This window comes from Mannheimia sp. USDA-ARS-USMARC-1261 (genome assembly GCF_000521605.1).
Lineage (GTDB): Bacteria > Pseudomonadota > Gammaproteobacteria > Enterobacterales > Pasteurellaceae > Mannheimia > Mannheimia indoligenes.
This window is the reverse complement of the sequence record NZ_CP006942.1, coordinates 1,445,802-1,462,517: the sequence shown is the minus strand read 5'-3', so window position 1 is coordinate 1,462,517 and position 16,716 is coordinate 1,445,802. Positions and strand designations below refer to the sequence as shown.

The 16,716-nt window shown below is 37.0% G+C and carries 17 protein-coding genes and 1 other RNA gene; 12 read left to right on the top strand and 6 right to left on the bottom strand.

Annotated elements, in window-relative coordinates; translation table 11 throughout:
• Positions 1-191: 191 nt before the first annotated feature.
• From pstS to phoR, 6 genes are all read left to right on the top strand, one after another.
• Positions 192-1,214 (top strand): phosphate ABC transporter substrate-binding protein PstS, encoded by a 1,023-nt coding sequence (gene pstS / locus X781_RS06990; protein ID WP_025236174.1) that lies wholly within the window; start codon positions 192-194, stop codon positions 1,212-1,214.
• A 65-nt stretch (positions 1,215-1,279) separates the two neighbouring features.
• The gene (gene pstC / locus X781_RS06985; protein ID WP_025236173.1) at positions 1,280-2,224 is read left to right on the top strand and encodes a phosphate ABC transporter permease subunit PstC; all 945 of its coding nucleotides are present in this window, start codon (positions 1,280-1,282) and stop codon (positions 2,222-2,224) included.
• Positions 2,224-3,075: a phosphate ABC transporter permease PstA gene (gene pstA / locus X781_RS06980; protein ID WP_025236172.1), complete on the top strand. Its 852-nt coding sequence runs from the start codon at positions 2,224-2,226 to the stop codon at positions 3,073-3,075. Before pstC ends, pstA begins: the two co-directional genes overlap by 1 nt.
• A gap of 15 nt (positions 3,076-3,090) precedes the next feature.
• The gene (pstB, locus tag X781_RS06975) at positions 3,091-3,852 is read left to right on the top strand and encodes a phosphate ABC transporter ATP-binding protein PstB (protein WP_025236171.1); all 762 of its coding nucleotides are present in this window, start codon (positions 3,091-3,093) and stop codon (positions 3,850-3,852) included.
• 64 nt (positions 3,853-3,916) lie between these two features.
• A complete protein-coding gene (phoB, locus tag X781_RS06970; protein WP_025236170.1) occupies positions 3,917-4,609 on the top strand; it encodes a phosphate regulon transcriptional regulator PhoB in 693 nt (230 codons plus the stop codon).
• Positions 4,609-5,865: a phosphate regulon sensor histidine kinase PhoR gene (gene phoR / locus X781_RS06965; protein WP_025236169.1), complete on the top strand. Its 1,257-nt coding sequence runs from the start codon at positions 4,609-4,611 to the stop codon at positions 5,863-5,865. The genes phoB and phoR overlap by 1 nt, the downstream gene beginning before the upstream one ends.
• A gap of 14 nt (positions 5,866-5,879) precedes the next feature.
• Here phoR and gloB read toward each other — a convergent pair whose 3' ends face one another.
• Both gloB and ffs read right to left on the bottom strand, forming a co-directional pair.
• Entirely contained in the window at positions 5,880-6,587 is a 708-nt protein-coding gene (gene gloB / locus X781_RS06960; protein WP_025236168.1) for a hydroxyacylglutathione hydrolase, read from the bottom strand.
• Positions 6,588-6,625: 38 nt separating this feature from the next.
• Positions 6,626-6,723: signal recognition particle sRNA small type (gene ffs, locus X781_RS11885), an RNA gene on the bottom strand.
• 322 nt (positions 6,724-7,045) lie between these two features.
• Between ffs and X781_RS06955 the strand changes: the two genes are divergently transcribed.
• Entirely contained in the window at positions 7,046-7,450 is a 405-nt protein-coding gene (locus X781_RS06955; RefSeq protein ID WP_025236167.1) for a hypothetical protein, read from the top strand.
• Between the two features lie 14 nt (positions 7,451-7,464).
• A complete protein-coding gene (locus tag X781_RS06950; protein ID WP_025236166.1) occupies positions 7,465-8,001 on the top strand; it encodes a hypothetical protein in 537 nt (178 codons plus the stop codon).
• A gap of 33 nt (positions 8,002-8,034) precedes the next feature.
• On the opposite strand, the gene ispF is transcribed toward X781_RS06950, so the two are convergent.
• The 3 genes from ispF to ftsB are packed head-to-tail and all read right to left on the bottom strand — an operon-like array spanning position 8,035 to position 9,485.
• Complete coding sequence (ispF, locus tag X781_RS06945; protein ID WP_025236165.1) at positions 8,035-8,511, bottom strand: 2-C-methyl-D-erythritol 2,4-cyclodiphosphate synthase; 477 nt, start codon at positions 8,509-8,511, stop codon at positions 8,035-8,037.
• 3 nt (positions 8,512-8,514) lie between these two features.
• Positions 8,515-9,198 (bottom strand): 2-C-methyl-D-erythritol 4-phosphate cytidylyltransferase, encoded by a 684-nt coding sequence (ispD, locus tag X781_RS06940; protein ID WP_025236164.1) that lies wholly within the window; start codon positions 9,196-9,198, stop codon positions 8,515-8,517.
• Between the two features lie 8 nt (positions 9,199-9,206).
• Entirely contained in the window at positions 9,207-9,485 is a 279-nt protein-coding gene (gene ftsB / locus X781_RS06935; RefSeq protein ID WP_025236163.1) for a cell division protein FtsB, read from the bottom strand.
• A 270-nt stretch (positions 9,486-9,755) separates the two neighbouring features.
• Between ftsB and pckA the strand changes: the two genes are divergently transcribed.
• Positions 9,756-11,363 (top strand): phosphoenolpyruvate carboxykinase (ATP), encoded by a 1,608-nt coding sequence (gene pckA, locus X781_RS06930; RefSeq protein ID WP_038643968.1) that lies wholly within the window; start codon positions 9,756-9,758, stop codon positions 11,361-11,363.
• Between the two features lie 79 nt (positions 11,364-11,442).
• Positions 11,443-12,450, top strand: coding sequence for a biotin synthase BioB (gene bioB / locus X781_RS06925; protein WP_025236161.1), 1,008 nt, complete (start codon positions 11,443-11,445; stop codon positions 12,448-12,450).
• Between the two features lie 91 nt (positions 12,451-12,541).
• Here bioB and X781_RS06920 read toward each other — a convergent pair whose 3' ends face one another.
• Positions 12,542-13,834, bottom strand: coding sequence for a hemolysin family protein (locus X781_RS06920; RefSeq protein WP_025236160.1), 1,293 nt, complete (start codon positions 13,832-13,834; stop codon positions 12,542-12,544).
• A 299-nt stretch (positions 13,835-14,133) separates the two neighbouring features.
• On the opposite strand from X781_RS06920, the gene speFL reads away from it, so the two are divergent.
• Both speFL and speF read left to right on the top strand, forming a co-directional pair.
• Positions 14,134-14,295 (top strand): leader peptide SpeFL, encoded by a 162-nt coding sequence (speFL, locus tag X781_RS12670; protein WP_144084206.1) that lies wholly within the window; start codon positions 14,134-14,136, stop codon positions 14,293-14,295.
• Between the two features lie 238 nt (positions 14,296-14,533).
• On the top strand, positions 14,534-16,696 hold the full coding sequence (speF, locus tag X781_RS06915) for an ornithine decarboxylase SpeF (protein ID WP_025236159.1): 2,163 nt from the start codon (positions 14,534-14,536) through the stop codon (positions 16,694-16,696).
• The last annotated feature ends 20 nt before the right edge of the window (positions 16,697-16,716 follow it).

The following is a 16,716-nucleotide window of genomic DNA, read 5'->3' as shown; positions in this document are numbered from 1 at the left end:
ACTCACTAAAATAATAAATAAGATAAAAATGGTAGTAACTATATCATAGGATAGGCAAGAGTGGAATTGACAAGCGATATTTGCACAGGTTTTTCTAAAAAAATGAAAAAAATCAAGCATTGTCATCAAACTGTCATAATTCTTTTTTACACTTACTCACGCAACAGCAATCTAACGTAAGGAGAATTACTATGCTAATGCGTAAGACTAAAAAAATAGTGTTATTAGGTACTCTTTTTGCATCAGTAGCGGCGGTTTCTCACGCTCACACTATTACAGGAGCAGGGGCATCTTTCCCTTATCCGATTTATGCGAAATGGGCGGCTTTATATGAAAAAGAGACAGGCAATAAAGTAAATTATCAATCCATCGGTTCAGGTGGCGGTCAGCAACAAATTATTGCAAAAACCGTTGATTTTGGTGCATCTGATGACCCAATGAAAGCAGAATTATTACAACAACATCAATTATTACAATTCCCGGCAATTATCGGCGGTACAGTGCCGGTTGTGAATTTACCAGGCATTAAAGAGGGTGAATTAAAACTTTCCGGCGACTTACTGGCTCAAATCTATCTCGGCAAAGTTGCTAAATGGAATGATGCCGCTATCCAAAAATTAAATCCAAATTTAAATCTCCCTGATAAAGATATTCTTGTTATCCATCGTTCAGACGGCTCTGGTACAACCTTTGGTTTTACTAACTATCTTTCTAAAGTTTCAAGTGAATGGAAATCAACTGTTGGCGAAGGAAAAGCCGTGAAATGGCCGAAAGGGCACGGTGGTAAAGGAAATGAAGGCATTGCAGCCTATGTTCGCCAAATGAAATATTCTATCGGTTATGTGGAATATGCGTATGCAAAACAAAACCAACTTGCGTGGACAGCGTTACAAAACCAATCAGGTGAATTTGTTCAGCCGAACAAGGAAAGTTTTATGGCAGCGGCAAGTAATGCGAAATGGAATGAAGCAGAAGGTATGGGCGTAATTTTGACCAATGAAGCGGGTGAAAAATCTTGGCCTATTACGGCGGCAAGTTTCATCTTAATTCACAAGAAAGAGGGTAAGCCTGAAGCAACGCAAAATGTCGTGAAGTTCTTTGATTGGGCGTTTGCTAAAGGGCAAGATGCCGCTACTGAGTTAGATTATGTTCCAATTCCTGAAGGTGTTGTAAAAAGCATTCAAAATAAATGGAATATTGAATTGCAAAAATAATGAAAAAAGCGACCGCTTGTTAGGAGTGGTCGCCTATTTTACCGCTTTCATATAGAAAAATAATTATGTCTAAGATGAACCCATTTTTAAATCAAAATCGATTTGAAATATTTTTTAGAAATATGACCGCTTGTTTTGCGTGGTTAGTATTTCTGTTGCTTGCTGCAATTATGATTTCGTTATTCGTAGAAAGCTGGCAAAGTATCAAAAAATTTGGCGTAAGCTTTTTATGGGATAGCGAATGGGATCCTGTACAGAATCAGTACGGAGCATTAATGCCGATTGTGGGGACATTAATTACTTCCTGTTTAGCCTTAATCATTGCAGTACCGATTTCATTTGGCATTGCGGTGTTTATCAACGAACTTTCGCCACAATGGCTAAAACGCCCAATTGGAACTGCCGTTGAAATGTTAGCCGCTATTCCTTCCATCATTTATGGTATGTGGGGCTTATTTGTGTTCGTGCCTTTATTCCAAGAGCATATTCAACCGACGATGATCGAATGGTTTGGTGATCTGCCTTTACTTGAATATTTATTTTCAGGTGCACCCTTTGGGATTGGTTTATTTACCGCTGGTTTAGTGCTTGCTATTATGATTATTCCGTTCATTGCCTCAATGATGCGTGATGTATTTGCCATTGTGCCACCAATGTTAAAAGAAAGTGCCTACGGATTAGGCTCAACCCGTTGGGAAGTGCTATGGAACGTGGTGCTACCTTATACCAAAACAGGGCTTATCGGCAGCATTATGTTAGGTTTTGGGCGTGCATTAGGCGAAACAATGGCAGTTACTTTCGTTATCGGTAATGCTTTCCAAATACCAAATTCATTATTTTTTCCTTCGGTTTCTATTGCGTCAGCCATTGCGAATGAATTTAACGAAGCATCTGGCTTACAAAAATCAGCATTAATTGAGTTAGGTTTAGTCCTTTTCTTAATTACAACGATTGTACTGTCTATTTCTCGCTTAATGATTTTAAGAATGCAGCGTAAGGAAGGAAAATAATGAAAAATCTACAGAACGCTCGTTTTTACAGACGTAAATGTTGTAACAGCATAATGCTAAGTTTAGCCTATTTGGCGGTTGCTTTTGGTTTGTTTTGGCTTTGTTGGATTTTATATTCGCTGATTAGTCGAGGTATTTCGGGGCTTTCATTAGAACTTTTCACACAAATTACCCCAGCACCAAATGAGCAGGGTGGTTTAAGCAATGCGATTTTAGGCTCATTGCTTATTGTGGGAACTGGTACGCTTATCGGCACGCCAATTGGCATTTTAGCCGGCACTTATTTAGCGGAATATGGTAACTATAGCCGTTTTGCCAAAGTAACTCGTTTTCTAAATGATATTTTGCTCTCTGCTCCGTCAATTATTATCGGCTTGTTTGTATATACGCTTTATGTTTCAAAAGTAGGACATTTTTCAGGTTGGGCAGGCTCTTTAGCCTTAGCATTATTGGTTATTCCAATTGTGGTGAGAACCACAGACAGTATGCTTAACCTGATTCCAAACAACTTGCGTGAAGCTGCAATTGCATTAGGTTGCCCACAATGGCGAGTGATTGTGATGATCTGTTACCGTGCCGCAAAATCAGGGATCTTAACAGGTGTATTACTAGCGGTTGCCCGTATCGCAGGTGAAACAGCTCCATTACTGTTTACCGCATTGTCGAACCAATTTATGTCTTGGGATATGAACGCACCAATGGCGAACTTACCTGTTGTGATTTACCAATATGCGGCAAGTCCGTTTACAGATTGGAATAATCTTGCGTGGGCAGGTGCGATTTTAATTACGCTATTCGTGTTATGTATCAATGTTTTAACCCGTGTTTTCTTACAACCAAAACAGAAATAATTAAGGTGTTTAGAAATGAACGTAGAACCAAAAATTTCAGTAAAAAATCTTAACTTTTATTATGGCGATTTTCACGCTTTAAAAAATATCAACTTAAATATTGCGAAAAATAAAGTAACTGCATTTATCGGACCTTCCGGCTGTGGTAAATCCACGTTATTGAGAACATTCAATCGTATGTTTGAGCTTTACCCGAACCAAAGAGCAGAAGGGGAGATCAATTTAGACGGTGAAAATCTATTAACTACCGATACGGATATTTCCATTATTCGTGCAAAAGTGGGTATGGTATTCCAAAAACCGACACCGTTCCCAATGTCAATTTATGACAACATTGCCTTTGGTATCCGCTTATTTGAGAAGCTATCCAAACAAGAGATGAATGAGCGAGTAGAGTGGGCTTTAACCAAAGCCGCTTTATGGAATGAGGTGAAAAATAAGTTGCATCAAAGTGGTGATAGCTTATCAGGCGGACAACAGCAACGTTTATGTATTGCCAGAGCCATTGCCATCAAACCAGATGTCTTATTGTTAGATGAGCCTTGTTCGGCATTAGACCCAATTTCTACAATGAAAATTGAAGCCTTGATTACTGAACTCAAGCAAGATTATACTGTGGCAATGGTAACGCATAATATGCAACAAGCCGCACGTTGTTCTGATTACACTGCATTTATGTACTTGGGTGAGCTAGTGGAATTTGGCGAAACGGCACAAATTTTTAGCCAGCCGAAAATTCCACGTACTGCAGATTATATTCAGGGCAAAATGGGTTAGCTAATTCAGTTAAATGCAGTGTTAATATCAATTTCACTGCATTTCTTCTATTGGAGTATGGATAATGAGCAGAAGCATTTTAGTGGTAGAAGATGAACGTGGCATTCGTGAGATGATTAGTCTTTTTCTAATGCAACATCAATATAATGTCATTGAAGCAGAAGATTACCAAAGTGCAGTGAAAAAACTTGCAGAAAAACCACAATTGGTTTTATTAGATTGGATGTTACCGGGACGTTCTGGGGTTCAACTTATTGAATATATGAAAAAGAACGAAGAAACCGCTCAAATTCCTGTAATTATGCTTACTGCTCGTAGTGCAGAAGAAGATTGTATTACTTGTTTAAATGCTGGGGCAGATGATTATGTTATCAAACCCTTTTCTCCCAAGGTGTTACTAGCTAGAATTGAAGCTGTTTGGCGAAGAATTTACGAACAAACCACACAAATTATTCAGATAGGCGATTTAACGTTGGACGAAAATGCTCAACGAGTTTCTTATCTATCTGAACAAGTCCACTTAAGCCATACTGAATTCAAATTACTCCATTTTTTTATGACACACCCGGAAAAAGTGTACTCTCGTGAGCAATTATTAAATCGAATTTGGGGTGATGATTTAGAAGTAGAAGATAGAACGGTGGATAGCTATATCCGCCGCTTACGCCGCAGCCTTGAACCTTACCAATGCGATAGCTATGTGCAAACGGTAAGAGGAAGTGGCTATCGTTTTTCACAGCATATTCAAGGTGAGTGATGAAAAAATTACTTAACTTTTTAGCGGAATTGATTTTATCTGCTTTGATTGCGTTTATATTTAGTTTATTTGGCTTAGATTTCAGCTCTTGGCTGATTGTCATTTTTGTTGGCTTATTGGTATGGCACCACATCACAGAACATCGTTTACTTCAGACCCTAAATCCAAAAAGTAAGAAAGAACTAGAATTGATTAATTTAGAAAACTTTTCCCAAACGATAGCTTATTATCGGAATAAAAATAAAAAAGAGAAGTTTGAGAATTTACGCCTGCTGTCTAAATTAAATAAAAATATTCAATATTTACCTGATGCAATTATGATTGCACAAGCAGATGGCGAGCTGGTTTGGTGTAATAACGCTGCACAAAAAATGTTTGATTTCTACTGGCATAAAAAAACACAAAAAAACATCCTCAATGTGATTTTTTACAAACAATTTAAGCACTATTTTGCTCAGCCTAAGAAAAGCCGACCGCTTGTATTACTGACTTATAACGAGCGTTATATTGAAATTCACATTCATCAGTATGATCCTGAAACCTTGCTGATTATTGGGCGTGATATTACCGAAATGATAAAACTACTACGTTCCAGACAAACATTTTTAAGTAATATTAACCACGAATTAAGAACACCGCTAACGGTATTGCAAGGTTATTTAGAGATACTAGCCGATCAGCCTACGAAAAGTTTGCTACAAGAAAAAGCGATAAAGGCAATGCAAGAACAGAGCTTGAGAATGACGAATTTATTACAGCAGCTGAATATGTTAGCGAAAATTGAAACCTCATCAAATAAAGATCATCAACTGTTTGATATGTCTGCAATGATTCTTTCACTCAAAAAAGATGCGGAAATTTTAAATACTTACTCGCACAAAATTACCTTTGATATTCAACCAAAGGTAGAAATATTAGGTAATGAGCATCAGCTTCATAGTGTGGTGTCTAATTTAATTTATAATGCCATTAAACATTCAGGGCACGCTTGTCATATAAAGATCAGTTGGAAACCGTGCGAACAAGGTATGAAATTTGAAGTAAAAGATGATGGAATTGGCATTCCTGAAATTCACTTGCCACATTTAACCGAACGTTTTTATCGAGTTGATGAATCCCGAAGTAAGAAAACAGGGGGCAGCGGTTTAGGGCTGGCAATAGTAAAGCACGCATTAGAGCAACACGCCTCAACACTCAACATTACCAGCAAAGAAGGCGAGGGGAGCAGTTTTTCTTTTGTACTGAAATCAGCATAATGCTCCCATAATGGTTAGAAATTATCTTTTTTCTTCCGAAGTGCAATAAATTCGGCTAAATCGACCGCTTGCATAAACGGATTTACCTGCATTTCAAGCCCAATGGTGGTAGGCAAAGTCGGCTTATTTTGCGAACGTAAAATATCAACCTGTTCTTGATATTCTGCGAGAGTGCAACTTGCAGGTAACACGGCTTCAGCAAATTTTAGATTACTCTTCGTGTATTCGTGGGCTGGATAGGCTTGAACCGAGTTAGGCAGAGTTTTAAAGCGTTGTAACGCATCAAATTGGGCTTGATAATCACCGGTGAAAACACGTCCGCAACCGCCGGAAAATAACGCATCGCCGCAAAACAGATAATCATAACCAAACAAATAACTAATATGCCCTGCGGTATGTCCTGCACTTTCAATAATTCTCACATTGTAATCAAACAGTTTAATATGTTGTTCTGGCGAAACAATCACATTTGCAAACTCAGCAACTTCTTGCGGACCATAGATAGGAGTATTTGGATATTTTTCTATAATACCAGCCACACCATCAGTATGGTCGTGATGATTATGGGTAAGTAAGATAGCGGTTAAATTTAGCGAATTTTTTGCAATAAAGTCTAATACAGGCTGATGTTCTGATGGATCAACAATAATTGCATCTTGCTCTTTACGAATTGCCCAAATGTAGTTATCGCTTAATGCCGGAATAGGCGTGATCTGGAGCATAGCTTTCTCCTGATAGGGAGTTTAGATAAAAGGGTGGGGCGTTACCAGCGACCCTCGGCACACAGAAATTTCAACCCAGACTGCTTTCTTCCGAACCTGATCAAGTAAGCTGAACACCATTGCGAGGAACCAATAACGCCCCATTGAATTACGCTCATTGCGTAAGGCTTTCTATTATAGATAAATTTAAAAATAAGACAAGGCAGAATTTTACAAGCGGTTATTTTCTGGCAATTTTTTGCAAAAGTTACCGTAAAAACCACCGCTTGTTACCCTAAACTAACCACCACATATATTCATTGCGAACATTCAGCATATATAGCCCAATCACGCAGATTAACCCCACTGTTTTTTGCATTTTTTATCCTCCACTAGATTTGTTTAAATAATCATCTCATATTGACGAAAAAAAAAACAATGTAGAATGTGAATTTTATTTCAACTTAAATGAGGTCTTTATGAATAAAAAATATTTCTATGCTGCCTATATATTACTCGCTCTAATTGCTTTGATTGGGGGAGGTATAGGTATCAATATTTGCCAAGAGCATAAAATTCAGTATTGGATTGCGTATGGGTTATTACTCTTTAGCTTTGTTTTAAACATAGAGTTATATAAAAAATATCCGAGAACGAAACCTTTTTGGGCTGCATTTAAGACATCTTTTTGGATTTCTTTGCCCATTATGATTGCGGTTATTGCCTATTTTATTACTCAAGAACCTAACTTATGGAGTGCATTAACCGGTAACGAAGAGGGGCAAAAATTCACTCACCCTGAGTTCTGCAAGTTATTCTCTGAATTCTTCTTTAGCCTCTCGATGCTACTAGTCGGCAATGCCTTTTCTATATCGGATAAATAATGAGGGATAACAAAATGAAAACACTATTCACGATTTTACTGACTACAATTACTTTTTCTGTTCAAGCCAAAATTGGCGACACTTTCATTGACCCTGAATTTGGGAAGATTACCGTGAAAGGACCTGCGTTTCCTAATGACGGTAAAACCAAATATGAAGTAGTGAATGGTGAACGAAAAGCGATTTTAAGCCCTCAACAATTATTTGTTAGAAAAGCTTCTAGTGCGAAAATTAAAATCGAATTAGCATTAGAGAAATTCTTAAAACAAGAGAATAAATCTGAAAGCGAGATTGTTAAGATGACGGAAACCTTTATTGAGGGTTTTCAAACTTTAAAACCAATGCGAAAAACCATTTATTTAGATGGTTATAACCCTTATATGCTTTTTCAATATGATGCCAATATTAAAAACATTCAGCGAGCGTTTAAATATCAATTTTTGGATTACTTTATGAAGATTAAAGGCACACCTGAATTTGAACAGTTGAAAAAAGAAATTAACTTTTCTTCCCAAATTTTAGATAGCTTAAAACTTTACGAACAAGAATAAAGAAAGCGGGTTTAACCCGCTTTCTTTTATGTTTTAGCTTTTCACTAATAATGCCACCGCTTCACAAGCAATACCTTCGCTTCTGCCGGTAAAACCTAATTTTTCAGTGGTGGTGGCTTTCACGTTTACTTGGGAAATATCGCATTTCAAATCATCAGCAATGGTTTGACGCATTTTATCGATATGCGGACGCATTTTCGGTGCTTGGGCGATAATAGTTACATCAACATTACCTACTTTATATCCTTGTTCTTGCACTTGTCGATAGGCTTCAATTAATAAACCTCGACTATCAGCATTTTTATATTGCATATCGGTATCCGGGAAAAGTTTGCCAATATCGCCGAGTGCTACCGCACCTAATAGGGCATCGGTTAGAGCGTGAAGGGCAACATCGCCATCGCTATGAGCAATAAAACCTGTGTGGTAAGGCACTTCAACGCCTGCAATAATGAGCGGTCGGTTTTCGCCAAAGGCGTGAACGTCAAAACCGTGTCCAATACGAATCATATATTATTTCTCCAAATGATGAGTGAGGTAAAACTCTGCTAAGGCTAGATCTTCCGGACGGGTAATTTTGATATTATCGCTTCTGCCGGCAACAAGCTGTGGTTGATAACCGCTTAGCTCCATAGCAGAGGCTTCATCGGTTACAATTTGCTTTTTACTAAAGGCTGTTTCTAACGCAGTTTTTAGCTTCTTAGCAGGAAAAAATTGTGGCGTTAACGCGTGCCATAAAGTTGAACGATCTTCTGTATGCAAAATTTGCGAGCCGTTGGCTCGCTTCATTGTATCAATAGCCGGGGTGGCTAAAATGCCCCCTTGCTCATCTTCAATTTGCAAAAGTTTATCTAAATCCGACCGCTTGAGGCAAGGGCGAGCAGCATCGTGAACTAACGCCCAAGTATTTTCATCTTCAATGGCGTTTAACGCATTGAATACGGAATCTGCTCGTGTTTCACCACCAAACACAATTTGGATTTGGGGCGATTTGAGTAATGCAATTTCGGTATAGAAAGGATCATCTTTTGCTACCGCCACAATCACTTTGGCAATTTTGGGGTGTTCAAGAAAAAGGGAAACCGTATGTTCTAAGATGGTTTTCCCTTTTAATGTTAAATACTGTTTTGGTTTGTCTGCCTGCATTCGGCTGCCTACGCCTGAAGCAGGAATAACCGCAAAAATTTTTCTTTTCATAAATGTTTTTATTTATTTTTTGGCACGATACGGTAGAACATTTCGTTCTCTTTTACCATTTCACGTTCAAGTCTGGCACGCTCTTCAAGTGCATCTACCCCATTTTTTAAGTCATAGATTTCTGCTTCAATCAGTTTATTGCGAGCGGTTAATCTCTCATTCTCTTCTTTTAAAGCAGAAACTTCCTCTTGAAGCTCTTGGTAATCTGTCCACCCATTTTTGCCAAACCAAAAACTATATTGGAAAAAGCAGAGTAGGAAGGCAAAAAAAATAATCAATAAACGCATTTATTTTCTCTTTGTTTTAAATGATAAGTACAAGCGGTCAGATTTTACCTTGAATTTGCAAAAAATCCTAAATTTCTTACCGCTTGTAGCAAAATTTCTGGTTTGACAAGCCTGAATCCATTTTAAAATTTGATGTAAAACAAAAAAATATAGAAATTTTGTTAAATTTAGGAGAAAAATTTCAAAAATTTGAAGTATGTAACATTTTTTTTATTTCATTTGAGTATAATAGGCATAGTTGAATTTTATAACTATTATGAGGTAATTACTATGTTAAATCGTATTGAACAAGAACTTGCAGACTTAGGTATTACAAATGTTAAAGAAATCGTTCGTAACCCTAGCTATGAGCAACTGTTTGAAGAAGAAATGAAATCAGATCTTCAAGGTTATGAAAAAGGTGTTTTAACAAACTTAGGTGCAGTAGCTGTTGATACAGGTATTTTTACCGGTCGTTCGCCAAAAGACAAATACATCGTTTTAGATGAAAAAACAAAAGATACTGTTTGGTGGACATCTGATGCGGCTAAAAATGATAATAAGCCGATGAACCAATCAACGTGGCAAAGCCTAAAAGGTTTAGTAACTGATGAGCTTTCAAACAAACGCTTGTTCATTATTGATGCATTCTGTGGTGCAAGCCCAGAACATCGTATCAATGTGCGTATTATTACGCAAGTGGCTTGGCAAGCACACTTCGTGAAAAATATGTTTATTCGCCCAACAGAAGAAGAGTTGAAAGATTTCAAACCTGATTTCGTGGTAATGAATGGTTCTCAAGTAACTAACCCGAATTGGAAAGAGCAAGGTTTAAATTCTGAAAACTTTGTGGCATTTAATATCACAGAAGGTGTACAAATCATTGGCGGTACTTGGTACGGCGGTGAGATGAAGAAAGGTTTATTTTCAATGATGAACTACTTCTTACCACTTAAAGGTGTTGCATCAATGCACTGTTCTGCAAACGTGGGTGAAGAAGGTGATGTTGCCGTATTCTTTGGTTTATCAGGAACAGGTAAAACCACATTATCAACCGATCCAAAACGTAAATTAATCGGTGATGACGAACACGGTTGGGACGAAAACGGCGTATTTAACTACGAAGGTGGTTGCTATGCGAAAACTATCAACCTTTCTATCGAAAATGAGCCGGATATTTACCGAGCAATCCGTCGTGATGCGTTATTAGAAAACGTGGTTGTGCGTGAAGATGGTACTATTGATTTTGATGATAAATCAAAAACTGAAAATACACGTGTAAGCTATCCGATTTATCACATTGATAATATTGCAGTGCCATCAAAAGCAGGGCACGCGAAAAAAGTGATTTTCTTAACTGCTGATGCGTTCGGTGTGTTGCCTCCGGTATCTAAACTTACACCAGAGCAAACAAAATACTACTTCTTATCAGGCTTTACTGCGAAATTAGCCGGTACAGAGCGTGGTATTACCGAGCCAACCCCAACATTCTCAGCTTGTTTCGGTGCGGCGTTCTTATCTCTACATCCAACACAATATGCTGAAGTGTTAGTGAAACGTATGGAAGCAGCCGGTGCAGAAGCATACTTAGTGAACACCGGTTGGAACGGCACAGGTAAACGTATCTCAATTAAAGATACTCGCGGTATCATTGATGCGATTTTAGACGGCTCAATCGATAACGCTGAAATGGGTAGCTTACCAATCTTTGATTTAGCTATTCCAACAGCATTACCGGGTGTTGATACCAATATTTTAGACCCTCGCAATACTTACGAAGACAAAGCACAATGGCAAGCTAAAGCAGAAGACTTAGCCGGTAGATTTGTGAAAAACTTCGAAAAATATGCAACTAATGATGAAGGTAAAGCATTAATTGCGGCAGGTCCAAAATTGTAAGCTGTGATTTAAAATAATTAAATATTTCAAGGACTAAACCTTTTGCAAGGTTTAGTCCTTTTGTATAAAAGGAGAATAAATGACAACATTCCAGCTAAGACTCAAAGCAAAAGATGAACTTACACCACATCCAACCGCTCAATATTGGCGAAAATGCCAAGTGGAAGAACTTTTTGATATGCCGTTTATGGATTTAGTATTTAAAGCAGCCCAAATTCATCGGGAAAATTTTGATTCAAATGCTATTCAGCTTTCGACTTTACTTTCCATTAAAACAGGTGGTTGCCCGGAAGATTGCGAATATTGTCCACAATCTGCTCGCTATGATACGGGGCTGGAAAAGCAGACAATGCTGGATATTGACACCATTATTGAAAAAGCCAAAATTGCTAAAGAAAGAGGAGCAAGCCGTTTTTGTATGGGGGCTGCTTGGCGAGGACCAAAGCCAAAAGATATTAAAGTGGTATCTGAAATTGTTGGGGCAGTGAAAGCATTAGGGCTAGAAACCTGTGGTACATTTGGAATGCTTGAAGAAGGAATGGCGGAAGAATTAAAAGAAGCAGGATTGGATTATTACAATCATAATTTAGATACTGATCCTGAACGCTATAATCAAATTATCCACACACGAAATCACGAGGACAGAATGGACACTCTTGGCAAAGTGCGTAATGCTGGGCTGAAAGTCTGCTGTGGAGGGATTGTAGGAATGAATGAAACCCGCCCTGAACGTGCCGGCTTAATTGCCAGTCTTGCTAATCTTGACCCCCAGCCTGAAAGCGTGCCAATCAACCAACTTATTAAAGTAGAAGGCACACCTTTAGCTAATGCAGAAGAATTAGATTGGACGGAATTTGTTCGCACAATTGCTGTAGCAAGAATCACAATGCCACATAGTTTTGTTCGACTTTCTGCAGGAAGAACCGCAATGCCGGAAGCAATGCAAGCCCTTTGCTTTATGGCTGGAGCGAACTCTATTTTTTATGGCGATAAATTGCTCACCACAGAAAATCCGGAAGAAGATTATGACCGCAAATTAATGGATAAATTGAATTTGTATCCATTACAGTATGAAGAAAGGAAGTGAGGAGAATTACAAGCGGTTGAATTTGACTAAAAATTTGCAAATTGCTTAAACTTAAGTATAGGGCGAGTTCTTGCACCCGCCCATTAATTCGCTATATCACATCATTTTGGATCGAAACCATCACTTGGTCGATTTTGAAGTTATCGGTATCAATAATTTCAAATTTATATTTATCCCATAACACAAAATCAGTTTTCTTTGGAATTTTGCGTAAAATATACATCATAAAGCCCGCAATAGTTTCGTAGTTCTCTGCATTCGGAAACTCGGCAATATCTAAAGCACGCATTACATCTTCTAGTGGTGTTGCTCCATCAATTAACCAAGAATGTTCATTACGCTGAACAATTTGCTCCTCTTCGTTAGAAACTAGCTCACCCATTACAATGCTCATCACATCATTTAGCGTAACAATACCCACTACTAACGCATATTCATTCACAATAACGGCGAAATCTTCACCGGTTGATTTAAAGAGTTCTAAAACTTCGTATAAAGAAAGCGTGTCCGGAATAAACAGTGATTTACGTAATACAGTTGAATCAGTTAGTTTTACCTGCTTCTCTTGTAGATAAAGCGTTAAAATATTATGGGTTTCAACATAGCCTAAAATTTTATCGATGGATTTATCACAAATTAATAGCTTAGAGTGAGAATTTGCTTTTACAGTTTCAAGCACTTGATCTCTATTGAAAGTTTGTTCCAAGAAAACAATATTTTCACGTGTTGTCATTGTGGAGGTAACAGTACGTTGTTGCATTTCAAAGATATTTTCAATCAAGTATTGCTCTTGTTCTTTTACAATACCGGCTTGAGCTCCGGCATCAACTATTGCGAAAATATCCTCAGAGGTCATATTATCTTCTCGAATAGTTGGTACTCTAAACAGTTTGAAAATCGCATTTGCAATAGTGTCAAACAACCAAACTAAAGGTTTAAATATAATGATTGAAACGGTCATTATCCCTATTGTTCGCAAGGCGATTTTTTCCGGATTTGCCATTGCTAGTCGTTTAGGAATAAGATCGGCAAATAAAATAAAAGCCACCGTTACAAAAATAAAAGCTAACCAAGAGCTTGCACTTTCAACCCATTCTGCTTGGCTATATTGAGAAAGGAGAGAATAGACAAAAGGATTAACAATGCTCTCGCCAATTACCCCGCCTAAAATCGCCACCATATTTAAGCCGATTTGCACAACTGTAATAAAACGCCCAGGCTGTTCCTGTAATTTCAACACTTGGCTTGCTTTTGTGTTTCCTTCATTTGCCAGTTGCTGAAGTTTAAGTTTTCTTGCACCAGCCAGCGAAATCTCGGCAGAAGAGATGATTGCACTTATGATAATAAGTGCAATCAAAATTAAAATTGCTTCAAATAAATTCATAATATAGCTCTTTTAAATGTGAATAACGTATAAATAATGTTCTTTATAAATTTTACCACTTTTACTATATGGGGTCAGCTAAATAGTGCTGGTGTTTTTTATTATAGGGGACTATTTAATGATAAATAGGGTATATATTTTAATTTAATTGGTGTTTTTTTTGATTTATGTCTATTTTTTAAGTTTTTTTACATTGATTTATTGTATACATAGTTGTAAATTCTATCTCAGCTAATAAGCTAGGTTTCATCAGTTATGATGAAGTTTTAAATAAAGATGTATTTAATAAGAGGTGTATTATGTTACACAAATACCATATAGAATACTTCCCAGATAAAGGTAAAAGCCTTATGGCTCATATTAGAAGAACTAGACACATTATGATGCCTGCTTGTCGTTCTTGCTTCCATTTCTCTTATTTCCAATCTCTCAATTCAACGAATCCAATCAAACAGGATTAATCTGTCTATCAAAAGACGGTTATTCATTCTTACTTTAAATAAATATTATCTTATTCCTTTTTTTAAAAGGAAGGATATCTATTCATTTAAAAAATATCTAATTCTATATCAATATTATTTTGTAAGCATTTTATATTTTGTTTATTGAATGCTCGTCAAAATAGTATCGGTAGAGTACGTCTCGTTATTAAGAAAAAGTAATGAGTGGTTTTTTATATACTAAATAATGGAGTTAATTATGTTACATTTAAAAATTGCATATAGTTCATTAGTTCAACCTTATTTTCATACAACAAGAGAGTTAGTTGCTATTGATAAAACTGATTTCACAGATGTTGGTGCTATAGTATTAAGTACGGAAGATGTTCACCAATACATTGATAAAATTCTGGCAAAAGAATTCAATATTCCAGTATTTATTGTGGTGGAATCAGGCAAAATATTAGATCCTCAATATTTTGATAAGGTTTATCATATACAAGATCTTAATAATTATGATATTAATTTGTACAGTCGCCAAATTGAAACTGCAGTACATCTTTATGAAGAAAAAATGTTACCGCCGTTCTTCAAAATGCTAAGTGAGTATGTTGAAATGGGGAATACTGCTTTCGATTGTCCAGGGCATCAAGGTGGGCAATATTTCCGTAAACATCCAGCGGGTCGCTTTCTCTATGATTTCTATGGTGAGAATATTTTCCGTTCAGATATCTGTAATGCGGATGTAAAACTTGGCGATTTATTAATTCATGAAGGAGCTGCTTGCGATGCACAAAAACACGCCGCACAGATGTTTAATGCTGACAAAACTTACTTTGTTTTAAATGGAACATCCTCTGCCAATAAAGTTGTTACTAATGCATTACTTTCTCCAGGTGATCTCGTTTTATTTGACCGTAATAATCATAAATCTATTCATCACGGTGCATTAATTCAAGCTGGTGCAACACCAATTTATCTTGAAACTGCCCGTAATCCATTTGGTTTTATTGGTGGAATTGATAGTCATTGTTTTGATGATGATTATCTGAAATCTTTAGTCAAAGAAATTGCTCCTGAGAAGTTAAATCAACAGCGCCCATTTCGTTTAGCTGTTATTCAGCTTGGGACATATGATGGAACTATCTATAACGCACGTCAAGTTGTCGATAAAATTGGTCATCTTTGTGATTATATCTTATTTGATTCAGCTTGGGTTGGGTATGAACAATTTATTCCAATGATGAAAGAGTGTTCTCCTTTATTATTAGAATTGAATGAGGATGATCCCGGTATTATTGTGACTCAATCCGTGCATAAACAACAGGCTGGTTTTTCTCAAGCATCACAAATTCATAAAAAAGATAAGCATATTAAAGGTCAGTCTCGCTATTGTAACCACAAGCGTTTTAATAATGCTTTTATGCTACATGCTTCAACCAGCCCATTCTATCCGTTATTTGCAACATTAGATGTGAATGCCAAAATTCAAGGTAGTTCAGCTGGACGTCGTTTATGGCTAGATTGCGTTAAAAACGGTATTGAAGCTCGTAAGTTAGTGCTGAATTCTTGTGAATTAATTAAGCCATTTATTCCACCATATGTAAATGGGAAGAAATGGCAAGATTATTCTACTGATGAAATTGCACAAGATCTTGAATTCTTCAAATTCCATTCTGATGATTCTTGGCACAAATTTGAAGGTTACACAGAAAATCAATATTTTGTTGATCCCTGCAAATTTATGCTAACAACACCAGGAATTGATATTCAAACAGGTGAATATGAGGAATTTGGTATTCCAGCCACTATTTTGGCTAACTATCTACGCGAAAACGGCATCATTCCAGAAAAATGTGATTTGAACTCAATATTATTCTTACTTACCCCTGCAGAAACCCTTACAAAGATGCAGACACTTGTAGCACAAATAACTTCATTTGAAAAACACATTACACAAAATTCATTGTTAAAAGACGTGTTACCAACCGTTTATGCCAATAATGCTGAACGTTATAACGGCTACACCATACGTCAGCTTTGCCAAGAAATGCACGACTTGTATGTTGATCGTGATGTGAAAACATTACAACGTAATCTATTTAGAAAAGCGACATTGCCACCATATGTGATGAATCCTAAAGATGCTAACATTGAGTTGGTACGAAATAATGTAGAACTTGTTCCATTGACCGATATTATTGGTCGTGTCGCCGCAGAAGGTGCATTACCTTACCCTCCAGGCGTTATTTGTGTCGTTCCAGGTGAAAAATGGAATGAAACTGCTCAAAAATACTTCTTAGCATTAGAAGAAGGTATTAATGTGTTACCTGGTTTTGCACCAGAAATTCAGGGAGTTTATCTACAGAAAGATTCTGATGGACGCACACGAGCTTATGGCTATGTATTAATTGAACAATAATATCTTTGTTAAAAGTGCAA

What these genes read in the sequence shown, in the direction of transcription:
- bioB (WP_025236161.1), top strand. Translation starts at nt 11,443, where the DNA reads ATGACAACATTCCAGCTAAGACTCAAAGCAAAAGATGAACTTACACCA.
- gloB (WP_025236168.1), bottom strand. Translation starts at nt 6,587, where the DNA reads ATGCTCCAGATCACGCCTATTCCGGCATTAAGCGATAACTACATTTGG.
- X781_RS06955 (WP_025236167.1), top strand. Translation starts at nt 7,046, where the DNA reads ATGAATAAAAAATATTTCTATGCTGCCTATATATTACTCGCTCTAATT.
- speF (WP_025236159.1), top strand. Translation starts at nt 14,534, where the DNA reads ATGTTACATTTAAAAATTGCATATAGTTCATTAGTTCAACCTTATTTT.
- phoB (WP_025236170.1), top strand. Translation starts at nt 3,917, where the DNA reads ATGAGCAGAAGCATTTTAGTGGTAGAAGATGAACGTGGCATTCGTGAG.
- X781_RS06920 (WP_025236160.1), bottom strand. Translation starts at nt 13,834, where the DNA reads ATGAATTTATTTGAAGCAATTTTAATTTTGATTGCACTTATTATCATA.
- speFL (WP_144084206.1), top strand. Translation starts at nt 14,134, where the DNA reads ATGTTACACAAATACCATATAGAATACTTCCCAGATAAAGGTAAAAGC.
- ftsB (WP_025236163.1), bottom strand. Translation starts at nt 9,485, where the DNA reads ATGCGTTTATTGATTATTTTTTTTGCCTTCCTACTCTGCTTTTTCCAA.
- X781_RS06950 (WP_025236166.1), top strand. Translation starts at nt 7,465, where the DNA reads ATGAAAACACTATTCACGATTTTACTGACTACAATTACTTTTTCTGTT.
- pstB (WP_025236171.1), top strand. Translation starts at nt 3,091, where the DNA reads ATGAACGTAGAACCAAAAATTTCAGTAAAAAATCTTAACTTTTATTAT.
- phoR (WP_025236169.1), top strand. Translation starts at nt 4,609, where the DNA reads ATGAAAAAATTACTTAACTTTTTAGCGGAATTGATTTTATCTGCTTTG.
- pckA (WP_038643968.1), top strand. Translation starts at nt 9,756, where the DNA reads ATGTTAAATCGTATTGAACAAGAACTTGCAGACTTAGGTATTACAAAT.
- pstA (WP_025236172.1), top strand. Translation starts at nt 2,224, where the DNA reads ATGAAAAATCTACAGAACGCTCGTTTTTACAGACGTAAATGTTGTAAC.
- ispD (WP_025236164.1), bottom strand. Translation starts at nt 9,198, where the DNA reads ATGAAAAGAAAAATTTTTGCGGTTATTCCTGCTTCAGGCGTAGGCAGC.
- pstC (WP_025236173.1), top strand. Translation starts at nt 1,280, where the DNA reads ATGTCTAAGATGAACCCATTTTTAAATCAAAATCGATTTGAAATATTT.
- ispF (WP_025236165.1), bottom strand. Translation starts at nt 8,511, where the DNA reads ATGATTCGTATTGGACACGGTTTTGACGTTCACGCCTTTGGCGAAAAC.
- pstS (WP_025236174.1), top strand. Translation starts at nt 192, where the DNA reads ATGCTAATGCGTAAGACTAAAAAAATAGTGTTATTAGGTACTCTTTTT.